This window comes from Paenibacillus eucommiae (assembly GCF_017874215.1).
Classification (GTDB): Bacteria; Bacillota; Bacilli; order Paenibacillales; family NBRC-103111; genus Paenibacillus_AI; species Paenibacillus_AI eucommiae.
Genome location: NZ_JAGGLB010000057.1, coordinates 1 through 20,364 on the forward strand (window position 1 = coordinate 1; position 20,364 = coordinate 20,364).

At 45.6% G+C, this 20,364-nt stretch carries 16 protein-coding genes; 2 read left to right on the forward strand and 14 right to left on the reverse strand.

All coding sequences use genetic code 11. The features are described 5' to 3' along the window. Positions 1 to 465 precede the first annotated feature (465 nt). Complete coding sequence (locus J2Z66_RS40650) at positions 466 to 816, forward strand: hypothetical protein (RefSeq protein ID WP_209979550.1); 351 nt, start codon at positions 466 to 468, stop codon at positions 814 to 816. Positions 817 to 936: 120 nt separating this feature from the next. Here the strand turns inward: J2Z66_RS40650 and J2Z66_RS40655 are convergent, their stop codons facing one another. The 3 genes from J2Z66_RS40655 to J2Z66_RS40665 all read right to left on the reverse strand — a co-directional run bounded on the left by J2Z66_RS40655 (position 937) and on the right by J2Z66_RS40665 (position 4,394). Further along, positions 937 to 2,136, reverse strand: coding sequence for an enolase C-terminal domain-like protein (locus tag J2Z66_RS40655; RefSeq protein WP_209979552.1), 1,200 nt, complete (start codon positions 2,134 to 2,136; stop codon positions 937 to 939). Positions 2,137 to 2,616: 480 nt separating this feature from the next. Beyond that, positions 2,617 to 3,789 carry an FAD-dependent monooxygenase gene (locus J2Z66_RS40660; RefSeq protein WP_209979554.1) on the reverse strand — a complete coding sequence of 391 codons (1,173 nt, stop codon included), beginning with the start codon at positions 3,787 to 3,789 and terminating at the stop codon, positions 2,617 to 2,619. A 2-nt stretch (positions 3,790 to 3,791) separates the two neighbouring features. Continuing rightward, positions 3,792 to 4,394 (reverse strand): TetR/AcrR family transcriptional regulator, encoded by a 603-nt coding sequence (locus tag J2Z66_RS40665; protein WP_209979556.1) that lies wholly within the window; start codon positions 4,392 to 4,394, stop codon positions 3,792 to 3,794. A gap of 418 nt (positions 4,395 to 4,812) precedes the next feature. On the opposite strand from J2Z66_RS40665, the gene J2Z66_RS40670 reads away from it, so the two are divergent. Beyond that, positions 4,813 to 5,979 carry a leucine-rich repeat domain-containing protein gene (locus J2Z66_RS40670; RefSeq protein ID WP_209979557.1) on the forward strand — a complete coding sequence of 389 codons (1,167 nt, stop codon included), beginning with the start codon at positions 4,813 to 4,815 and terminating at the stop codon, positions 5,977 to 5,979. 116 nt (positions 5,980 to 6,095) lie between these two features. Here the strand turns inward: J2Z66_RS40670 and J2Z66_RS40675 are convergent, their stop codons facing one another. From J2Z66_RS40675 to J2Z66_RS40725, 11 genes are all read right to left on the reverse strand, one after another. Continuing rightward, positions 6,096 to 6,560 carry a DUF4259 domain-containing protein gene (locus J2Z66_RS40675; protein ID WP_209979559.1) on the reverse strand — a complete coding sequence of 155 codons (465 nt, stop codon included), beginning with the start codon at positions 6,558 to 6,560 and terminating at the stop codon, positions 6,096 to 6,098. A gap of 79 nt (positions 6,561 to 6,639) precedes the next feature. Further along, a complete protein-coding gene (locus J2Z66_RS40680) occupies positions 6,640 to 7,140 on the reverse strand; it encodes a YfbM family protein (protein ID WP_209979561.1) in 501 nt (166 codons plus the stop codon). A 28-nt stretch (positions 7,141 to 7,168) separates the two neighbouring features. Then, positions 7,169 to 8,845, reverse strand: a complete 1,677-nt coding sequence (locus J2Z66_RS40685) for a DUF6138 family protein (protein ID WP_245376220.1) — start codon at positions 8,843 to 8,845, stop codon at positions 7,169 to 7,171. 73 nt (positions 8,846 to 8,918) lie between these two features. Then, the gene (locus J2Z66_RS40690) at positions 8,919 to 9,917 is read right to left on the reverse strand and encodes a DUF4303 domain-containing protein (RefSeq protein WP_209979563.1); all 999 of its coding nucleotides are present in this window, start codon (positions 9,915 to 9,917) and stop codon (positions 8,919 to 8,921) included. A gap of 27 nt (positions 9,918 to 9,944) precedes the next feature. After that, on the reverse strand, positions 9,945 to 10,268 hold the full coding sequence (locus J2Z66_RS40695) for a DUF5713 family protein (protein ID WP_209979565.1): 324 nt from the start codon (positions 10,266 to 10,268) through the stop codon (positions 9,945 to 9,947). 48 nt (positions 10,269 to 10,316) lie between these two features. Next, positions 10,317 to 11,261, reverse strand: a complete 945-nt coding sequence (locus J2Z66_RS40700; protein ID WP_209979567.1) for a DUF1963 domain-containing protein — start codon at positions 11,259 to 11,261, stop codon at positions 10,317 to 10,319. A 47-nt stretch (positions 11,262 to 11,308) separates the two neighbouring features. Then, a complete protein-coding gene (locus J2Z66_RS40705; RefSeq protein WP_209979568.1) occupies positions 11,309 to 11,920 on the reverse strand; it encodes a hypothetical protein in 612 nt (203 codons plus the stop codon). A gap of 249 nt (positions 11,921 to 12,169) precedes the next feature. Further along, positions 12,170 to 16,498 (reverse strand): discoidin domain-containing protein, encoded by a 4,329-nt coding sequence (locus J2Z66_RS40710; protein WP_209979570.1) that lies wholly within the window; start codon positions 16,496 to 16,498, stop codon positions 12,170 to 12,172. A gap of 40 nt (positions 16,499 to 16,538) precedes the next feature. Next, positions 16,539 to 17,546 (reverse strand): Gfo/Idh/MocA family protein, encoded by a 1,008-nt coding sequence (locus tag J2Z66_RS40715; protein WP_209979572.1) that lies wholly within the window; start codon positions 17,544 to 17,546, stop codon positions 16,539 to 16,541. 113 nt (positions 17,547 to 17,659) lie between these two features. Further along, positions 17,660 to 19,342 carry an extracellular solute-binding protein gene (locus tag J2Z66_RS40720; protein WP_209979574.1) on the reverse strand — a complete coding sequence of 561 codons (1,683 nt, stop codon included), beginning with the start codon at positions 19,340 to 19,342 and terminating at the stop codon, positions 17,660 to 17,662. A gap of 123 nt (positions 19,343 to 19,465) precedes the next feature. After that, complete coding sequence (locus J2Z66_RS40725; protein ID WP_209979575.1) at positions 19,466 to 20,341, reverse strand: carbohydrate ABC transporter permease; 876 nt, start codon at positions 20,339 to 20,341, stop codon at positions 19,466 to 19,468. Positions 20,342 to 20,364 lie beyond the last annotated feature (23 nt).

The window sequence follows — 20,364 nt, forward strand, 5'->3', positions numbered from 1 at the left end:
TTCGCTTGGGCTACACCACCCACCATCACAAATAAATATCTGGCGTTTCCATGAGTTCCCTTTTAGCTCCATACACAAACTTCTTGACACTACCCTGGGTGTGTCCGCCCCACTTCCTTACTTTAACGATGAAAAACATCGTTAAAATCCCTTTTAACCCACCAGTGAGGTCATTATCCCTCTTTTAACGATCTTTCTGAGGGAAGGGGATAGTGGAGATAGAGAAATGTGTGCTTCCTTTCTGATTCCCTTGGTGAATGAACAGTCATATCGAATACTTCATCACTATAAAGCTGAATCATCATGTAAGTTCACAAAGAAAAAAGCCCGCTGAGTCATCATCCGCATGGACCGTGACAACTCAGCAGGCTTGTTCATTCACTATTCCGGCATACTCCTGGGTTCGATAAAAGAGACAGTATGCGCTCTTTAACCTCATTCACTAAAAGAAAGGAAGCTAGTGACATGGAGTTGGGGTTAGGTTTGTTTGTAATTGTTGTATTAGGAACCTGGCTGTTAATGCTGATAGCTTTTGCTCTTTCTTTTGTAAAGCAGAAGCATGTCTCAACAATCAGTTACATGTTTTTTGTAATAGCCAGCGCTTTGGGGGCTTATGCAACTGCCGATGAAACCAGTTTTTCTAAACCGCTGCATATGGCTTCTACGCAAGAAATTATATTTGCATATGTACCCCTATTATGTTGTGTTGGGTCTATTGCTTCCGGCGTTTTATGGTTTTATAGCAAAAAGAGAATCGCTAGATGGCTGGGTCTCATAAGCCTTTTGCTGGCTATATATATTTATATGAAAATCTAGTAGGCTGTTGTTAATCTTGGACGCCATCTTAGGATTGACAGGCACAATGACATCCCCGATCGTCATCGGGTATGGCTTCAATTTCTCCGGCGAAAAGGACGCAAGCGTCTGCGGAAATAGCTAAGGGCGTCCCGGGCTGCCGTCCGGCAGCCGGGCAAGCGTCCATGCGGGCAGATCGTTACGACAAGGGAACTTCTCAGCCAACTTTTCGTCGATGTCGATCCCAAGACCTGGCGCTTCATGGATATAGGCATAACCGTTCCGCACAACTGGACATCCTGGAAATACCTCCTGAAGCTTATCACTGAAATGGTACCATTCCTGAATACCGAAATTAGGGGCATTCAAATCCAGGTGCAAATTGGCGGCATGACCGACAGGTGAGACATCTCCCGGACCATGCCAAGCGGTACGTACGCTGAACGCTTCACTTAAAGCAGTAAGCTTGCGGGCTGGAGTAATCCCGCCAATTGCACTGATATGTACCCGAATGAAATCGATTAGCCCTCCAGAAATCAGCGGCACCCATTCCCTAGGGTGGACGAACAGTTCACCCACTGCAATAGGTGTAGCGCTTTGAGCGCGAATCATCTGGAAATAGTCCAGCTGTTCAGGTGCAAGCGGATCTTCCAGGAAGAACAGCCGGTATGGCTCTAGCTGCTTGGCGAGACGTACTGCTTCGATCGGTGACAGTCTCTCGTGTACATCGTGCAGGAGCTCAATTTCGAAGCCAAACTTCTCCCGCATATGTTCGAATAGCCGCGGCACACTTCTAGCATAAGCATCCGGATGAAAGTAAGCGCCAGGCAAGGAATTATCCGGCGACACAAAATCGTTCTTCCCTCCATAACCCCCCCATTGACAGCGGATATGACGAACACCCTGCTCCATAAATGCGCTGACGCTCTCTTCGATTTGTCCAAGATCCGTCCCATCCGCGTGCCGATATATCGCTACACCTTCCCTGCATTTGCCTCCGAATAGCTGATACAATGGCTGTCCAGCCAGCTTCCCCTTAATATCCCACAGTGCCATATCGATACCCGAAATCGCATTATTCAGCACCGGGCCATTCCGCCAATAGGAGCTAACCATCCCTGTCTGCCAAATATCTTCGATACGCTGGGGATCTTTACCGATCAGAAACGGTTTCAAATATTCATCAATAGCTGTTGCCACTGCCAAATACCGTTGTGTAAAAGTCGCACAGCCCAGTCCATATAAACCTGGCTCGGAGGTCTCCACCTTCACAACGACCAGGTTTATCCCCTCCGGTGCGGTCAATATCGTTTTGACATTACGAATTGTAATTCCATTCATAAGCAATTCTCTTTCCTTCCTTATGTTTCGTATCGATAAATTGCAGGAAGCCTAAACCATGCATGCACTATAGAATTCATACGTAATTCATACATCCTCGTCCTTCTCCAACTAGACACCGAAATTACCGGAAAGCGCTTCCAATTACTCGCCAAATCAAAACAAAGCAGACCCTCACTACGACAATAATAACATAACCAACCATATGCCTCACTCGGATTAAAACGTCTTAAACGCTCTGCATCTTGGATTAGAAAGATTACAAAGATTAGAAAGCTGGGAGCACCATCCCTTCTTCAAATATATTTATTTATGCTCAATTAGAAACACCTTTGCATTTTAAGATTATACAATAATTGGTTATTCGTCAACAACTATAATTAACATAACATAAGATAATAATGGATAAAGCGCGCGTTCTACAACACTGGCTGCACAAGAGAATTGTTCTCTGTGCAGCCTTAATTATGGTTGAAGGGGCTACAGGCGGTCCAACTTAACCCGGTATAGAAACTCCAGTTGTTTCTCCGCCATGCTCTTCGGCAGCAAAGGGAGCGCCTTATTTCGCAACGCTGTCAGCCAAGGCTGCTCCAACTGCGCCATCTGTCCGATCCGGTTCGACATCCGGGTGATTTTACCAGTCCTAGTGACGCGTTCTTCCTCATATTGCTTCAAGGCTGCCGCAACATCCGGAGTCTGTTTCAAGCTGCCGGCCAGGATAATCGCATCCTCGATCGCCTGTCCCGCACCCTGTCCCATATTCGGGGTTGTGGCATGGGCTGCGTCACCGAGTAATGCTACCCGACCGAAAGCAAACCGGCGAATCGGTTTCAGATAAACAATATCGTTCCATATGAGTCTATCATCCGGCGTGTGCTCCAGCATTTGTGGAATCGGATCATGGTAACGGAAGAAATTCGCCAGCAAGGTCGAGGGCCCTGCATTCGCGCTGTGCGAATCGTTCGCAGGCGCATTCTTGCAAGCGAACCAATAAATTTTGTTGTTCGCAAGAGGAACGATGCCGAATCTGCCTTTCGTCCCCCACGTCTCCGTAAATACTCTACGGTCGAATCTGAACTCAGGGCGGTCGTCAATGACCGCACGCCAACACGTATAACCCGCATAGGAGGGTTTTGCGTCTGGAAGCAGCTCTTTGCGTATCACGGAGTGAATGCCATCCGCGGCTACCAGCACATCGCCTTCATCCGAGCTGCCGTCAGCAAACCAAACTTGCACATGGTTTTCGGTTGCTTCGAATCGGATGCACTTCTTGCTGGTCCTGATGATTGCCGATTCCAACGACCTCATAAGCACGGTTAGCAGATCGGCGCGAAGAATGGTGAAGTTATCGGCTCCATACTTTTGCTTGATCATTGCCGAGTTTGAACGTTGGATTATTTTCCCTTCCGAAGAAACGATCCTAAGCTCATCCAGTGTTTGCCCCGCTGCTTCAATTTCCCGGCCGATACCGAGATGATGCAGTCCCCGAATCGCATTCGCGCCGATGCCAAGCCCCGCCCCTGCAAACCGTACTTCCGGCTTGTTCTCGTATACGACCGGTTCGAAACCGGCCTTCTTGAGAGCAATTGCCGCGCATAAACCGCCAATGCCTGCCCCGATGATGATCGCTTTCCCTTTTATTTGCTCCTTCATCGTCATTCGTCCCCTTTCCTACCCTCCAAAGACAAAAATCCATCCATAAACAATGAAAATATTTGATTGAATATATCCGGGAACGTGTAAGGTGTGCCGATCAGGAAATCCGGATGTTCAAGCTGCTGCATAGCATTCAGAAGCATGAGCACAACGATGTTCGGAGCGATGTCACGGCGAAAGTAGCCTTGCTTGGCGCCGTCCTCGAACAGTCCGGTCAACTGCTCTGTGATGATTTTTTTGCGCCGTTCCTCTATATATTCGTAGGCTTCAGGAACCGAGCGCCGCATATCTTCAACGACAGCTACTTGAATGGAGGAGAACCGCTCTCTAACCAGCATAAGAAACTGCCGGAGCTTGCCCTTGATATCGAGCTCGGGGTCATTCAAACATTGGCCTATATCTCGTTCCAACGATTCATAGAAATTATCGATCACTGCGAACAGAAGTGCTTCTTTACTTGCATAATATTTGTAAAAAGATGACTTGCTCATTCTCAGCTCGGATGCAAAATCGGCGATGGATACGCCGGAATAACCGGCTCTGGCGAATTTTTGCTGTGCAAGCTGCAGGATTCGCATTCGGGTCTTATCTTTTTGTTCCATCTGAGACAACCTCCTCAACAATAGAGTACCAAAGATACTAAATGAGTACTATAGGTACAATACTACTCTGAGTTTGGGCGTTTGTAAATACAAAGAACATTATCCGAGACAAAAATTTTGATGCTACGATCATCTCCGGAAGTTTTTGTTTTAAGTACGTTATCGCATCTTCCTTGCTGATTGCTCACCCAAATTGACTCACACACTCCACTACCATACAATGGTTTTACAAGAGCAATGAAAATTAGTATGATCTTGAGATATTCGAAATGCTATATCCGCTTCTGGTGCAGAACAAACAGTACGCCATTTCTATGCTTGTTTCAATCGTCTTGGATTGTCTACATCTGAGTATCGTTGATAGAGTTGTCCAAACTGCGAGAATTATATTGTAAAATTTACGATTGGAGGCACCAAAATGAATTACACTAAATCAAAAAATGCAATTGCCGACGAAGCCACCTCCTATGTAGACAGCCATAAAAAATATGCATGGTTTCACGAGCCCGGCTCCATTTATGAGCTGGAAACCTTAAGGCTTCTCAATGTTAAAGCAATTACAACCTTTGAGCCGTTAAAAGAATTCCACAACCTGAAACAGCTTGAGTTCGGAACCACAGACTCAAAGATGACTATTTCCGATCTGGCAGGTCTTGATAGTGCCGAGCATTTGGAACGTCTCTCTTTCATCAGCCATACAAATATTAAAAAGAATATAGAATCCCTTTCACGCTTGAAAAATTTGAAGTCCCTAGGGCTTTATACGGTTCAGCACACACTGCCCGATCAACTACTCTCCTCACTAAAATCACTAAAGTCGGTAAGCTTTTCAAAATATAATTATAACAGTCAGACTATTCTTCCCGATAGCCTAGAAACCATCAGTATGGGCTTTGATGATATCGAAGAGTTGCCAAGTATTGAACCCGTTTCCGGCGTAAAAAGCATCTCTTTAGGCTCCAACAGCTGCAAATTGCAAACCTTGGATTCCTTTAAAATATTTCCAAATGTTGAGGAAATCAAATTGAATGCTGCAAAACGACTCGTAGATATTTCCTATGCAGCACAGTTACAAAAATTAAAGATTTTCGATGCCAACTTTTCTCCTGTATCTGATTTAAGTCCTTTCTATCAGCACAACAGCATTGAAGAAATACGACTTAGGGGCTCATCTGTGGAAAGCCTTCAAGAGATGGGAATTTGTCCAAATCTAAAAACACTGTATCTCGAAAAAACAAAACTAAAATCCATTGACGGCATTCGGGAACAGTTCCCCCGTCTGGAATGGCTCTGGATTTGGGAAACCAAAGTAAAAGATCTACAGGCTCTAACCGATATGCTATCGTTAAAAAATCTAGATGTAACCATGCTCAAACCAAAATCTTGGGCATTTATTTCTTCCTTAACCGGGCTGGAGACGCTCGACTTGTGCAAAACTTCCTTTTCAGATCCCGCTCTGTTGCTGGATCTCCCGCACTTGAAAAAACTAAGACTGTCCGGCAGCAATGTGGATACTCAGTCAAGCGCGTATAAGGAATTAGAGGCAGAAATAATCAAACGTGGGGGCAAATTGGTAATGAATTAAACGTGTACAGCGGCTGATGAGCGTGATGGGGATTGAGGCATAAATAAGCGAGCTTCTATTTCTGTTCCGCCAACCAAATTTTCCCACCACTTCTCAGCTTACACGGCCCGGCCTTCTTAAGTGATTAAGCGTTTTTCTATTTTCATAATCAGCTGCTCGAGATGTACCCTCCACGCTTCCCAGCTCGGAGAATCGCGCCACAGCTCCAAGATTTCTCTTTCACCATCCTGATCCGGCACTTCATCCCGAATATCTGTTAGATAATGCAAGATAAAGCGCAAGGACTCTTCATCGGCTGCGAAGGAACGAATAGTTAGAAGGGATTTTTTCTCATCTTCATGACCGTAATCCAGCTTCCCCGTTTCCTGAAACATCAGATACAGTTCCGCAAGTGCCATCGCTGTGTTGTCATAATAAAAATCAATCTCTTCAAAAGAGCTCCCAAGTAAACCTTCTTCCTTCATGACTGTGATTAGCTCGGCAAGCTCCAAACTTAAATGATCTGGAATACGATCCCGCAAAAAATCGATGGCATCCAAACCTTCATCACTTTCCAGTGCTTTAATGCCCCATGATCCCATTCTTAGTTCCTCCCTGTCTGTATGGATTCCTGTCTATCGGAATCTGCCATGAAATTCGTACCCGCTTCTCTCGGCCAACTCATACCACGCTGAATATCACATGTTGTTTTGCTGTCATTGCCTTTTCGTAAAAAGCCAGAAGAGCGTAAAACTCACTCTTTAGCTCATGCCAAAGCGCTTCTTTGCGATTCTCCTCCCAAATGCGTGGATAGATGTTATTACTGCGAAAGGCGGCTAAATCAAAGCCCGGCTCCAGCTCGTCAAAGTCCACTTGCTTCATCGCCTGGATTATACCGGCCAGCTCATCCTGTTCGGTGCAAGCAAAAAATCCGTCATCCTCCCCAACATCAAACACATGAACACATACCACAGATTCGCTAAGCTTGTGGCCTTCAATTGGCTCACTTGCCGAAACGCCAGTAAGCAAGAAATGCAAGCCGTCCCATAGCTTGTCTATCTCATAGCTCGGATTCCCTGCTTCAATCAGCTTCTCCAGCGTATCCATCAGATCGTCGTCTATCTCCATTATTTGCTCCAAAGTATCCTCGCTTACCATCACATATTGCCCGAGCATTCCCATATGTGTCTCCTCCTGTTTTCCCTAATACTTATCCCTTCCGGTTCGCTGCTGCCCTGACAGCCGCGAAACCGTCCGCGCACTCGCCCTTCTCTTTTTGCAGCCGTTTTTGTAGATTGTCCAGGCTGCCCCAGATCAGTTCCACCAGATGGCTGGCATAATGAGGAGCCAATGACGCCATAATCCCGGCGAGAGCTTGCAGATTCGCTGCGGTTTCGAAATCATCGCGATATTTGGTGAATTTGCCGTCCTGGCAGCTAAGCAGACAAGCCGCTATCGTCGGCAGCGTCGTTTCGTCAATCCCATACTGCATAATGAATGCCCCGGCAAAAGCAGCCTGAACGGACTGGTGCTCGTCATCTACGCGCTCCATATAGGCCTCCACGAGCGGAAAATAACGTCGATTCGCCAGTCCCAGACCAAATACGGCATACGTGCCGGGCATGCAGTTTTTCTCGCCCTCTGTGTCTTCATACCATTCATGCTCCATCATCGCCAGCCGCGCGTAAGTCTCAAGCTTCGGGTGCAGCTCCTCATACTGCAAGGCATTAGCAAAGAAACGATGGGTTGGCGATTTCGCCAGACCGGGAACAGACACTATGTGTTTGGCTTGTGATTTCAGCCTGATCTGATAGCTTCGGAAGAAACCTTTCTCCAGCAGGCGACAAATAAAATCTAGACCCTTCGCATAACTATCCGCGCATTCTTCCTTTATTCGAATCGTGATAATCGAGAAAACGTCATGAGCCTGACATTCGATCTGTTCATCCTTATAATGGATATCTTCTGCAGGAAGCGTTCCGCTGCCCTCCTTGATCACCTTGACCGCCTGCGTACTGCCTAGTTCCTTCAGCCTTTCCAGCAGATCGAGTCCATTTTGTCGACTGTAGTTGGGTTCGTATTTAATAATCATAATGGCCGTTTGCAGAACCAGTTCCATTTGCTGCGGTCCCATAGCGGTTAAGTCGATACCCTCTTTTATCGTATATTCAGCTCGCCCCCATCCGGGCTTGACATTATGAAAGTAAGTTGGCAAAAACACACTTTCAGCCCACTGGCTAAACGCACGAATGAATCGGGAACGATGATCGTCCATCTTTGTTTTATTCCCTTTGTTCCGTTCCATCACCAGCTCATATACGTGCATAATAAAGGCAGTATCCATATCCGGAAACAGCTGCGGATCGACCAGATGCCGAGAGAGAAAGAAGCTCTCCAGCGGATCGGTCGGATAAGACTGGCCCTCCAGTTTGTCCTTGATATAGGCTTGAATGCGCTGCAACAGCAGCTCGCGCTTACGCTGGTTCACATCGTTCAGTATGGGAAGTGTTTCGGAGCCGCCGACTTTGATACTTGCATGAAATCGGTAATTCACCAAGGCGCTGTCCTCATAGGTTTGCAGCTTTTGTCTGATTCCCTTTTCCAGCAACGGTATCAACGCATTCTCTATTTCCTGATGGGCTAGCGGGTTTTCCAGACGAGTACCCTTATGCTGACAGTCTGGTGAACCGTTAATCCAAGAATATAATTTGATTTTCCCATCCCTGTACTCGATATGTAAAAGGTCATGAATGCCGATTTGCAGCGAAGTTCTCCCAGCAATCTCGTTTACGTCCTTTTCCTTTTTCCGTTCGATCTGTTGAAACCATTCATCCACTGCACCAAGTATTTCTTCCGATACCGTATTGATCAGGGTGTGCTGTGTCATCTTGCGTTATCACCTCATGTGATTAATAAAAACTAAGACCGACAACCAGGTTTTCCGAAAGTACTGACCTTGCTCAACCATTTAATCGTCCAATAATCTGCTTCTTTTTTTGTCCGGACAACTCTCCATTTGAAATATTTATCATAAGGAGAACATCTCGCTCGCATATTTGTGTAAAGAAAAGATCAGCTTTTAACTCTTCCAACACTTGAATGCATATCTCAACCATCTTGTTTCTAAACTGACTAACTTTACTATTGCTGGTAAGCAGGGTTACATGCTTCGCCATCGTCTCGCACACAACATTAAAATGCTCTGTATGTTCACCTTCATATTTCCATTCTGTTGTTTCATACTTGTAAAATTCCTGTTCCTTGGGATCTTTCTCAACAACCTGTTTCAAAAAATCCTTTGTGTTCATTGCAGGGCATACCATAGTTGCGTTAGCATCCAAATACAGCCCAAAAGCAATTATTTCTTCTTGTTCATAGAGATTAATCATACTAGAAAAGGTTGTTCGAGCAGCGGATTTTATCTGTTTTTTAATTTCATCATAATCAAAAGGCTTAGATGTTGGTGTTCGGATTAACATATCCAGGAACTCCTTGAAACTAGTAGCTAACACTGTTTTTTCATACCCGACTTGATATATGTGTTTTACAAAAGTGACCTTTGGCTCATCTTTTGCAGTACATTGTGAGTAATCAAATACAAAACGTTCTGTACGTACTGCATCAAGATTTTCACCAAAATAGATGCCGATATCCGGCAAATTGGCAAGTCCGGGATAATCTTTTCGTTCTTTTTCACTCTTTAATTCACAAATGGAACTGATATAGGAGCAAGTGAAAAGTTGTTTAACATGTTGATTCGCATCATAAATAGGAAAACAGTTCCTTTTCAAGAGACCTCCATTTTGAGTGCTCTGTAACAGCGATATATAGGATTGCGGTAATTTATACTGAAGATTCTTCTCATAGTGCAGCTTCTCTTCTTCTGTAAAAATCGGTCTTCTAAAATCTTCTTTCCTTTCATTCCATAATTGCTTAAAATCCAGGTCTATATCTTTCACTCCTATATCTCCATTCTATTTAGAAAATTACCAGTCTCTCTCCCTGATCGCCGTCTCACTATCGATATCCACCTTAAACGCCTGCAGGATCGCTTCTACGGTCGTCCCGATGGAATCCCGTGCCACAGTTTCGATTTCGCTGTCATGCTCATCGAATTCTTCCTGCAGATCGTTGATGGCGATCGTCATCTTATCCAGCTCGTCCTGTATCGCTTCATTCGAATGCGACCCGCTTTCTAGAAACCGTACCACTTCCAGGATCTGCGCTTTCACCTTATCCACTAAAAAAGTTGGATAGTATTTGTCATTATACATGTCTTGCAAATAGTTAAAATTGGCATCTAATTTCATTTCGGTTCCACCTTTCTGTGTCCGGTTATTTTATTCTTTTTGCTTTAATCAGCTAGTTGCCAAATTCACATAGGTATTGTCAAACCGTCTCTGGCGCAAATCGTTACGATCGATTAGAAATTCAAGAAAGCCGGCATCCCACCAGCACATACCCGCAGCATCAAGCGAGGAAAGTGAGAACAACAGTCGCCAGTTCCGAGCCGCTTCACGATGCTCCGCTTCTCTCTCTTTGAACGCTTGCAAGAGTGGAATGAGCTCGTTCTCAATACGTTCGGCATATTGATTCCGCCCGTCAACCAACGCTTCTCTTGCCTTCTCGCGCAGCTCATCTTCGGTTCTATGGGTGTCATAGAGCACAGCCTCCATCCCATTCCTGCACAGATAGGCATCCAGAGATGTATCGCCAGACCAGGACTGCAAACCTCCCCAAAGCGCATCGCTCTGATCGCATACCTCCAAATACAGCTCCTCATATTTATCCATTAACTCTTCTGTCTCTTCCTCCAAATCTGCAAGGGACAGATGCGGAGCAATCGTAACCCGATGTGGGGCAAACTCCCGCTCCTCCCCATACACCTCTTCCATATCTTGCGGAGGTTCGGCCAATGTCAACTGCTGCAAGTCACCCCCATAGTAAATGACGCGATGATCCACATTGTAGGCCGGCTCGTCTGCTCCTAGAAAGAAATACAGCAAGCCTGTGGCAGGCAAATCATCTGCAGGCGTAAAGGGCAACTCTCCCAGATTGATTTGGGCCAGGAACGTATACCATTCTCCATCCTCCGTACAAGGCCAAGCGATAGACGGTGGGAGATCCGGACGACCCGCTACCCGGCTGTTGCCTGTTTGGCTGTAATCTTCTTCACCGACCAACTCCAGCTTCATCGCCACTTCTGCATGCTGATGCAGCAGCGCCGCTACTTGCTCATCTTCCTCGGCATGATATTTGCTAAGTAAGTCTATAATAGCTTGCATTCTCCATCTTTCTCTCATGTTGGCACACTCCTTGTATTTCTCCCTCAAGTGAAATCGAGTTTACGCTAATTATAACTTTTCATCTGAAGCTGATAGGCCTTAAAAAGCCAACCCTCTTTGACTTCATGTGCTGCTTGTTCACTAATGCGAATAGGTGGTTTTAGCTGCTCATAGCCGTCTATGCCTCGCGCTTCAAAGCGCAAAGGCTTTGTTATTCTTTTTATTTCAGACGCCAGATTCTCAAAAATCGGATAGATGGTGGGCTGGTGCTCACGAATATCCTCATAAATAAAATACTTCCCCTTCTCATCTTCCAGATCAATGGAAAATCCTTTTTGATAGGTCAGTTGCACAAATGGAATTTCCGCGTCCGCCCACTGTCTATCATAGGGAAATCGCAGTCGATCGGTATTGAGACTGAATCCGATGAAAGGTTTGGGGAAGCTCATACTGTACGGAAGCGCAAGGCTTGTTTGGGGAGGCTTTTCAGAGGAGGTTAAGAACTGATAGGCATTCATGTATGTATCGATCACTTGCACAACGGTATGTTCAGGATGTCCATAGGTTCGCAGATGGAAGGCCATCCCCTTCTGAACACAACTATTTAGAAGTTCTTTGAACTCAATCGGTGTAAGGATAAAATTGATTTTCCAAAACCCTGTTTTGATCGTTCCCATGCGCTCGCTCCCTTCCGTGTACAAGATATCTCATTATAAGACCATTATATGAAAATAATCTGAAGTTCCCAAGACCTACCAAGTGTATGCTAATAGAACAGGAAGGTCAATCCAACAAAAAACCCAAAAAAAGTAGGCAGGGGGTCATAGGCGCCCTGCCCACTTATTACGGAAATCAGCATGTTTAAAGATAAAATGATGGACAAGTTTTCATACGGTTATTTTCCAGCCCGATAGAAACGTACTTGCTTACCAAATCTTCAAATCGTCCGTGTTGAAATCACCATTAATTGAATAAAGTGTGATTCTATCCGCGTCCGTATTAGCGGGCAGCATGTAAGTAAACTGTGACGTCCCGTCGAGGAAAACCTCAGCCTTCCCATTCACGACATAGACCTGAATTTCATGCCATTTATAGTCGTTTATGATGACTTTTTGGTTACCCCATGCATTCGTATTGTCCAAGCCGTCAATCCCGTTTCTCTCAATGCCCAGTTGAAGCAAATAGGCACCGTCATATACTCTCAGAACGCTGGTACCATAGGTCGGTGTATAGCGATTTACTTTCACATTCCATTTCAGCGTGTATACGCCAGGAATACTTTTGTCGGTCCTGTACACGTATTGCGAGAGACCATCTGTAGAGTAAATGTTGACTTGACCTGATGGAGTAATGACTGGGTTAGACGATTGGGTCCAGCCTGTTAAGCTATTCCAGGGTTCATCCAACACATAGGTAGCAGCACTTACAGTTGCCAGAGTATTGGGTGTGTCCCAATTCAATCTTGCAACCATCGTTCTCCCGGAGTAAAGCTCAGCGGTAGCCAAAAATGAAGTTTCCTCAGTTGCATTGGTTACAGAAAAACCTGAGCCCATAGGTTGACCTTCGCCGTTCATATTAATTATAATACGCTCTGTACTTCTAATAATTCTCTGAGTGGCAGGGTCAACCTTCGCTATCCAGATCGGCGCGCGATTCCGATATACCGCTGTGTTGTCAGGATCGGTGCTATGCCTAGTATAGGTCAGGTATAAATCATTGCTGTGTGTGATCCATCTGATTTGGGTGTTGCTCGCACCTGTCACCGGCGTGCCATCGTCCCATGCCAAATCCACAGGCGTGCTCCAATTAGATAAATCGGTACTAATAGCCGTCTTATTCGGGTAACCCGGATTATCTCTGATTGCCAGATAATAAGTATTGCCGAACTTCGTTAAGTGGGCCTCTCCGCCACCTCGTCCACCGTTGCCGTCTAATAGTCCGGTTCCGTAAATCTCCTCACTCTGACTCACATACGTTAGCGTTGTCCCGTCAAACGAAAGCTTGGCGATTCGGATACTGTTATACGTTTCGTTAGGCGCATCCTGGGCCGCTCTGATCGGCCAGTAAATATCTCCATTGTCGGCGATATAAGGGATGGCCCCTCCCGATACGGCAAAGGTAGCCGGATAGTCCATGATATAAAAGTCGCTGCTGAACGTATCCGTTGCCGGATCGTAGTAGGCATACCCTGGATACTGACCCATCTGTGTGTCGCCATCATAGGTTGCAATGACACCGAGTATAATGACCTTGCCGCTCGCCTCATGATATACCGGTATCGGGTTGACTAGTATTCCGGGAAATCCATTCGGCATCATACGCCTCTGGTACGGGAGCATGGTTCTCTCTGACCAGGTATCTCCCAGATCGTCGCTGACAGAATACGCCAATGCAAATACGCTGTCGCTCTTATCCATTAAATCAGATACAAGCATGAGATCAGGTACCGATGTACCATTCGGAATTGCAACGATTCCATTCGTGACCCATTTCTCCTTGCTCGCTGCTGACCAGACCAACTTATTGTCTATCGAAGTATCTGCTGTCATGATTTTAAACCCTGAAGCAGCCGCATATCCTGATGCATTGGTGTTTCGGACGAACAGCCGAATTTTCGAAGTGGATACATGAAGTGATTGTATCTGCCATTGAGCCGTTTCCGAATTTATATAGGGAAACACATCAACAAATGCCGTACCGTCCCATTGCTGCACCTTCCACTCGGTTGCTTGACCATCTCCGGTATTGTCTTCAAGAAACCGAGCTTCAGTCAGTGCTCGTTCAAATCCGAAATCATATTCAACATAACCTTCAGAATGCGGAGAGTATGTCTCGCTTGTTACCGAATTCCCTTCCCATATTGTATTGATATTCGTCCAGCCGCTGTCCGCATATTTCGTTGCTCCATCGGCTATATTCTTTTGCGGAATAGGCGCCATTACTTGAAACTCCGTAGCTGCAGGATGTCCTCCTGGATTCGTATTTCGGACATAAAGGCGAATTTTATTCGTGGATACATCAAAGGTTTGCAGCTGCCCGCGAGTTGTATCCGAATTTACGTAAGGAAATATATCAACAAATGCGGCCCCATCCCACTTCTGAACCTTCCAGTCGGTAGCCTGCCTGTCTCCGTTGTTGCTTTCGAAGAAGCGGGCCTGCGTAATTGTCCTAACCGAACCGAAATCATACTCAACATAGCCCTCCTGATTATCAAGGTCTGCCGCTCCGGAAGCTGTGTTGCCGTCCCACAAATTCCCCACATCTGTCCAACTGCTATAAGCCTTCTCATAGGCTTTCACACTTTGTTGAAGGGGATTAAGAAGCATGGAATACCTGAGATCGCTGTATAAGGTGTGAATCTTTATATATCGTGCAGTCACTCCATCGAAACTAAAATGGTGAACAAGCTTTCCATTTTCTGTGTTGGAACTGAATGTGACATCCGGGATTAATGTATACGTTATATTGTCATTACTCCAATACAATTCATAATTTGTTCCCGAGCCTCTTGCACTATTATCATAATCCCATAGATCAACCTCGCTCACCCTTCTGGAACCTTGAAAATCAATGCCGACGCTTCTATGCTTATAATCAAATGCAAGAGATGAATTGAAACCCCAATTACCTATGGCCCCAGAAGTTGGGCTTGTATCCTCATCCAAATAACCAGCTTTTGTCTTCAAACCCAGCCAGCCCTTGTCATTGCTTCTTAGCGCCTTGACACTTTGCGCAAGCGGGTGGAGAAGGAAGGTATAGGCGGCATCGTTGTATAAGGTATGGATCTTTATATATCGGGCAGTTACATTGTTGAAGCTAAAATGATGGACAAGTTTACCGTTTTGTATACTGGTACTGAACAGGAAGTCCGATATTGGCGTGTAAGTGACATTATCATTGCTTTTATATAATGCATAAGTCGCAGCCGAGCCCCTCCCGCTATTGTCGGTGTCCTGCAGGGAAACTTCGTTTATTAGTCTTGAGCTCTGCAGGTCAATGCCCACGCTTCTATTCTGGTAATCGAACGCCACTGGTGAACTGAAGCCCCAGTTGCCGATAGCCCCGCTTGCCGGGCTCGTATCATTGTTTAAATAGCCTACTGTCGTGCTGAGATTTGTAAATCTGCTGTAGATTTTCCCAAGTGCTGTAACGCTTCGTTGAAAGGGGTGAAGAACGAAGGTATAAGCGGCGTCACTGTATAAGGTATGAATCTTTATATATCGGGCAGTTACACCATTGAAGCTTAAGTGGTGGACAAGTTTGCCGTCTTCGGTGCTGGTGCTGAACAGAAAATCGGATATAGGCGTGTAAGTCATATTATCATCGCTTTCATACAACGCATAAGTCGTTGCCGAGCCCCTCCCGCTGTTGTCTGTATCCCGCAGGGTAACCTTGCTTATGCTCATAGAGCTTTGCAGATCGATACCCACACTCCTATTCTGGTAATCCAATGCGACTGGTGAACTGAATCCCCAGTTGCCGATCGCTCCGCTCTCAGGATTTATATCCCCATTCAAATAGCCGACTGCTGCGCTCAATTCTTCTAATTGGATTTCATTTTGCGTTTGCGTAGACTGATCCGCAATATTCGTCAGTAAAGAAATAACCGAGACATCCTGAACTTCTTCTTCCGACAACGCCCGGTTATAAAGCGCAATCCTCTCAATCTCTCCGGAGTAATACTGTTGTGACCCCGAATGATCTACATTTTTCCCAATCCACATTCCATTTAGGGAAGTAACGTCTGCAAAGAAAGCAGTAGAGGCGACAGAATTATTAAGCAGCCCATCCACGTACAGGTTTGTTCCGGAACTATCTACCGTAATGACGGCAACATGCCAGAAACCGTCATTATAGGATCCCGCTGCGTCAATAGACGTCAACTCATTCCCGTTCTGAACAACCTCGAACTGTAATGTGCCGGTTTCCAAGGATAACCGAATATGACTTGAGTCTGCCGATGTATCGGTTGCGCTAATCAACGTCTTGCTCGTCGAGCTTAAATCCCCGGAATTAAAGCGTACCAGCACTGATCCTTGCGATAAAACCGAAACAGAGCTTAGATCGCCTGACTTGTCCGTGGAATCACTCGTCCCGTTATACGTCTTGTTCAATACATACTCCTGTACGATGTCACCGGGTACGATGTGGGCATAAGCTTGTAACATCATATTTGGACTGATCCCTATTAGGGATACCAAAATCACTAAAGTCAGCTTATATATTCTTGATAACGGCAACCATTTAATATTCATTATTAATTCCCTCCAGAAGGATAATATGATTATAATTGGCTTACATAGTAACTTTCTTGCCGTTGCGCTGTGCTTCATACGTTCCAAGAATAATGGCCAAGGAATGCCTTCCATCTTCCCCGGTCACGATAGGACGAAACTGATCTCGGACGGCCAATGCCATATCGCGAATCTGCATACAATGACCGTCGGGAATAATATTAAAGGGTGACAATGCCGGTATTTCAAATGAAGGTCCAATGACATCCAAGGTTGTAATTTCATCCCCCGTCAATATAACCGTCCCATACTCACCATGAATGACGATACGATGATCCGGCTGCTTGTACGCCGTTGTCGTCGCTTCAATCGAACCAAGCGCTCCGCTCTTGAATTGCAGAGCCGTAACAGCTGTATCCTCCACTTCAATCTGGCGCAGCACATTTCGAGCATAGCCTTGCAGCGATTCAACAGGCCCGGCAAGCCATTGCAGCAGGTCAACCGTATGAATGCCTTGATTCATCATCGCTCCCCCGCCGTCCATCGCCCAAGTCCCTCTCCAACCTGCACTGTCGTAATACTTCTGATCGCGGTAAAATTTCACATAACCCGAGCAAAGGCTTAGACGTCCAAGGCGTCCTTCCTCGATTAATTGCTTGACATACCTGGCGGCTGGAGACATCCGTCGCGGAAACATGGTGGCAAGCTTGACCCCATGTTTAGCACAAGCTTGAATCATAGCATCGACATCCGAGAGACGGATCGCTAACGGTTTCTCGCATACGACATGTTTACCTGCTTCGGCAGCCAGTATCGTCTGTTCCGGATGGAATCCGCTTGGGGTACATATACAGACGACATCAATATCGTCTCTAGTAAGTAATTCCTTGAAATCACTGTAGGAATCTACGCCATATTTGTCGGCATGCTTTCTGGCTAATTCAGCATTAGCATCGCAAACGGCTATGAGCTCAGCTTCTTCCGCCCTCTCAATAGCTGTGAAATGGCTGGCAGATATCGCTCCGCATCCAACTACTGCGAATCCTACTTTGTTGCTATTCCGTGTCATGTATTTGTTCCCTTCATCTTTCAATTTCCTTCTTTGTGAACATAATTTCTAAGCATGCCCATGCAAGCATATCAGCGACGAGTGTCGCGATATGCTCGTGTCGGCAACCAAACTTATTTTCCCGGAGTATACCAGTCTCTGGTATGAACAACTGTATCCTTGTTATCCGCGTACCACTTCTGGTAGAATTCATCCACCTTCAATCCTCCGGCCTTTTCCCATGCTGACTTAACATCTGAGAGTGCTTTATCTATAGGATAAGAAGCGCCTCCTACGACGGCCTTCGACCAAATATCAAGTATGGCTTTTGACCCGTTTGAATTGTTCAGGAGCAAATCCTGAGGTAAAGGAGGCAAGGAGTTTTGATCGATATCATAGAAAATCGGACGTTCCAGGCTTAAATAGGCCTCATCTGCTGCTTTAGCAATCTCGGCGAATTCTTTATCAATCGGTTTCGACATATCAAGCTGGGAGATATACTTGGCACATTCGCCCTCTGACATCGGGGAGGATAGCATCCGATAATCTGCTGTCCAGGAAACCTCTTTAGTCGATATCGGTTGAATGGGTGCAGGACATCCATTGGCACCAACATTAAAGTGAGTACCCTCAATCCCGTACTTCAACGTTTTGCCTGTCGACTCCTTAGTAAGAAAGTCAACGTATTTAATAATGGCTTCCGGATCTTTCGCAGTTGCATTCACAACGGTCGTTATGAAGAGGGGCGGATTAATGGCCGGACTAAATTGTCCAAATTGACTTTTGGGCAATGGAATAGCAATAATTTCACCGTCTGGATTGTTCTTCTTGAACGACTCAAAAACTTTGTAGCCTAATGCATTAGCTCCACCATTGGCACCAAAAAAACCGAGCTTGCCATTTACAAAATCCTGTTGTGCTTTTTCACCATTATTGTCTGTCAAGAAATCTTTATCGACAAGTCCATCGTCGTACAGTCTTTTCTTGAATGCATTGCTGGCAGCAGCCCTATCCCATTGATGGATATAGTTACCCTCATTTAAGCCAAATTCGGAATAACCGAACATGGAACCGATGATTTGTCCCCCTACGCTGCTTAACTGCATACCGAAGGTATCCTTTTTCCCGTTGTCATCCGGATCTTGCTCAGTAAAGGCTTTGATGACGTTATACATTTCCTCTGTCGTCTTAGGAACCTCCAGATTCAGCTTTTTCAACCAATCACCGCGCACATAGAGCACCACATTGGTGTCCAGATTAGTGACGTAGCCAAGTCCATACAATTTGCCATCGTCTTTCATTCCAAGCTTCTTTAATGCCGGGTATTGCTCCAGCAGCTTCTTGTACTCCGTGCTGTACTTGTCGATTATCTCATCAAGCGGCATTAATTGTTTTTGCGAATATAACTGATTCTTGAATCCGGCACTATATTCAAACATGAGATCGGGAGCCCCGCCGGAAGCTAACAGGACGTTCAACTGTTTCTCCGATTCGTTGCGAGGCACCGAAATGAATTTGACATCTGTCGGTCCGTTCTTATTAAGCCATTCTGTCCATCGGTTCTTGACAGTCGTTCCTTCTTCAGCAGGAATGTTCCCTCTGTCATAGATCGATGCCGTTATGGCACCGCGTTTCACCTCTGTTGGTGCGAGCTGCTCTGAGCTGCCCGGTTGCACTGAAGAAGCCGGTTGCGTACCCGCTGAGTCTGCGGGATCATTCGTCTTGCTGCATGCAACCAATAGTAGTCCTATGGACAACAACATAGCCATTCCTAACATGAAGCTTTTGAGATATTTGCGTTTGTTTGATACGATCATTTTCCCGAAACCCTCCCGAATAGTATTCTTCTCAAAGTATATCAGCCTTCCTGCTGCACTTCATATACCTCGCACCACCTCCCTTCCCAAAATTACAATAAGCTTGTGCACCTCTTTGCTTAGTCAGCCTTTGATTGCCCCAATCATAACTCCCTTGATAAAATATTTTTGTAAAAAAGGATATATAATCAGCATGGGGATGACCATCACTATAATGCCGGCGGATTTTATCCCCTCGGGCGTTACTGCCGTCTGCTCCTGCACAGGTAAATTGTTAATTTCCTGAAGAAGAGATTGGCTCTTGATCATCCGTTGAACAAGCACTGCCAGATTATATTTGTCAATATCCTGTATGTACAGAAGCACACTTATGAACGAATTCCAATATCCAACTGCGTAAAAGAGCGAAACGGTTGCAATTACTGGAAGCGACAACGGAAGGACGATCCGCATCATATAACGAAATTCCCCACAGCCATCGATACGAGCAGCCTCCTCCAGCTCTCCAGGAATGTTCGCAAAGAAGCTGCGCATGATCAGCATGTAATAGGTACTGACCAATGCCGGCAGCCAGATGGCTCCATAGGTATTCATCAACCCTAAGGACTTGACTACGAGATAAGTTGGAATCATGCCACCACTGAACAGCATCGTAAATACGATCGCCAATGTGAAGAATCGTCTTCCGTACATATAAGAACGCGATAATGGATAAGCAGCGAGAATAGTAAAGGCTAAGCTAAGTGCAACTCCAACAACCGTTATGACCAAACTGTTCACGAACGATTGAATAATTCTTGTCCCGTTAATCAGCAGATTGTAGGAATCCAAGCTCCAGCCGCGCGGCCAGAACGAGACACTTCCAGACACGATATAATGGGGGTCGCTTAAGCTGAGAGCGGCCACATGAATAATTGGCAACAAGCAGCTCAATGCAATCAATCCAAGGATCAAGCCATTGATTTGGTAAAACAGTTTATCTCCCAATGAAGCGCTCATTTTCTCCACCTTCCTCGAGTAAG

Bases quoted from the DNA above. Each gene is read 5' to 3' on its own strand.
- J2Z66_RS40650 (WP_209979550.1), top strand. From the start codon at position 466: ATGGAGTTGGGGTTAGGTTTGTTTGTAATTGTTGTATTAGGAACCTGG.
- J2Z66_RS40655 (WP_209979552.1), bottom strand. From the start codon at position 2,136: ATGAATGGAATTACAATTCGTAATGTCAAAACGATATTGACCGCACCG.
- J2Z66_RS40660 (WP_209979554.1), bottom strand. From the start codon at position 3,789: ATGAAGGAGCAAATAAAAGGGAAAGCGATCATCATCGGGGCAGGCATT.
- J2Z66_RS40665 (WP_209979556.1), bottom strand. From the start codon at position 4,394: ATGGAACAAAAAGATAAGACCCGAATGCGAATCCTGCAGCTTGCACAG.
- J2Z66_RS40670 (WP_209979557.1), top strand. From the start codon at position 4,813: ATGAATTACACTAAATCAAAAAATGCAATTGCCGACGAAGCCACCTCC.
- J2Z66_RS40675 (WP_209979559.1), bottom strand. From the start codon at position 6,560: ATGGGATCATGGGGCATTAAAGCACTGGAAAGTGATGAAGGTTTGGAT.
- J2Z66_RS40680 (WP_209979561.1), bottom strand. From the start codon at position 7,140: ATGGGAATGCTCGGGCAATATGTGATGGTAAGCGAGGATACTTTGGAG.
- J2Z66_RS40685 (WP_245376220.1), bottom strand. From the start codon at position 8,845: ATGACACAGCACACCCTGATCAATACGGTATCGGAAGAAATACTTGGT.
- J2Z66_RS40695 (WP_209979565.1), bottom strand. From the start codon at position 10,268: ATGAAATTAGATGCCAATTTTAACTATTTGCAAGACATGTATAATGAC.
- J2Z66_RS40700 (WP_209979567.1), bottom strand. From the start codon at position 11,261: ATGAGAGAAAGATGGAGAATGCAAGCTATTATAGACTTACTTAGCAAA.
- J2Z66_RS40705 (WP_209979568.1), bottom strand. From the start codon at position 11,920: ATGGGAACGATCAAAACAGGGTTTTGGAAAATCAATTTTATCCTTACA.
- J2Z66_RS40710 (WP_209979570.1), bottom strand. From the start codon at position 16,498: ATGAATATTAAATGGTTGCCGTTATCAAGAATATATAAGCTGACTTTA.
- J2Z66_RS40715 (WP_209979572.1), bottom strand. From the start codon at position 17,546: ATGACACGGAATAGCAACAAAGTAGGATTCGCAGTAGTTGGATGCGGA.
- J2Z66_RS40720 (WP_209979574.1), bottom strand. From the start codon at position 19,342: ATGATCGTATCAAACAAACGCAAATATCTCAAAAGCTTCATGTTAGGA.
- J2Z66_RS40725 (WP_209979575.1), bottom strand. From the start codon at position 20,341: ATGAGCGCTTCATTGGGAGATAAACTGTTTTACCAAATCAATGGCTTG.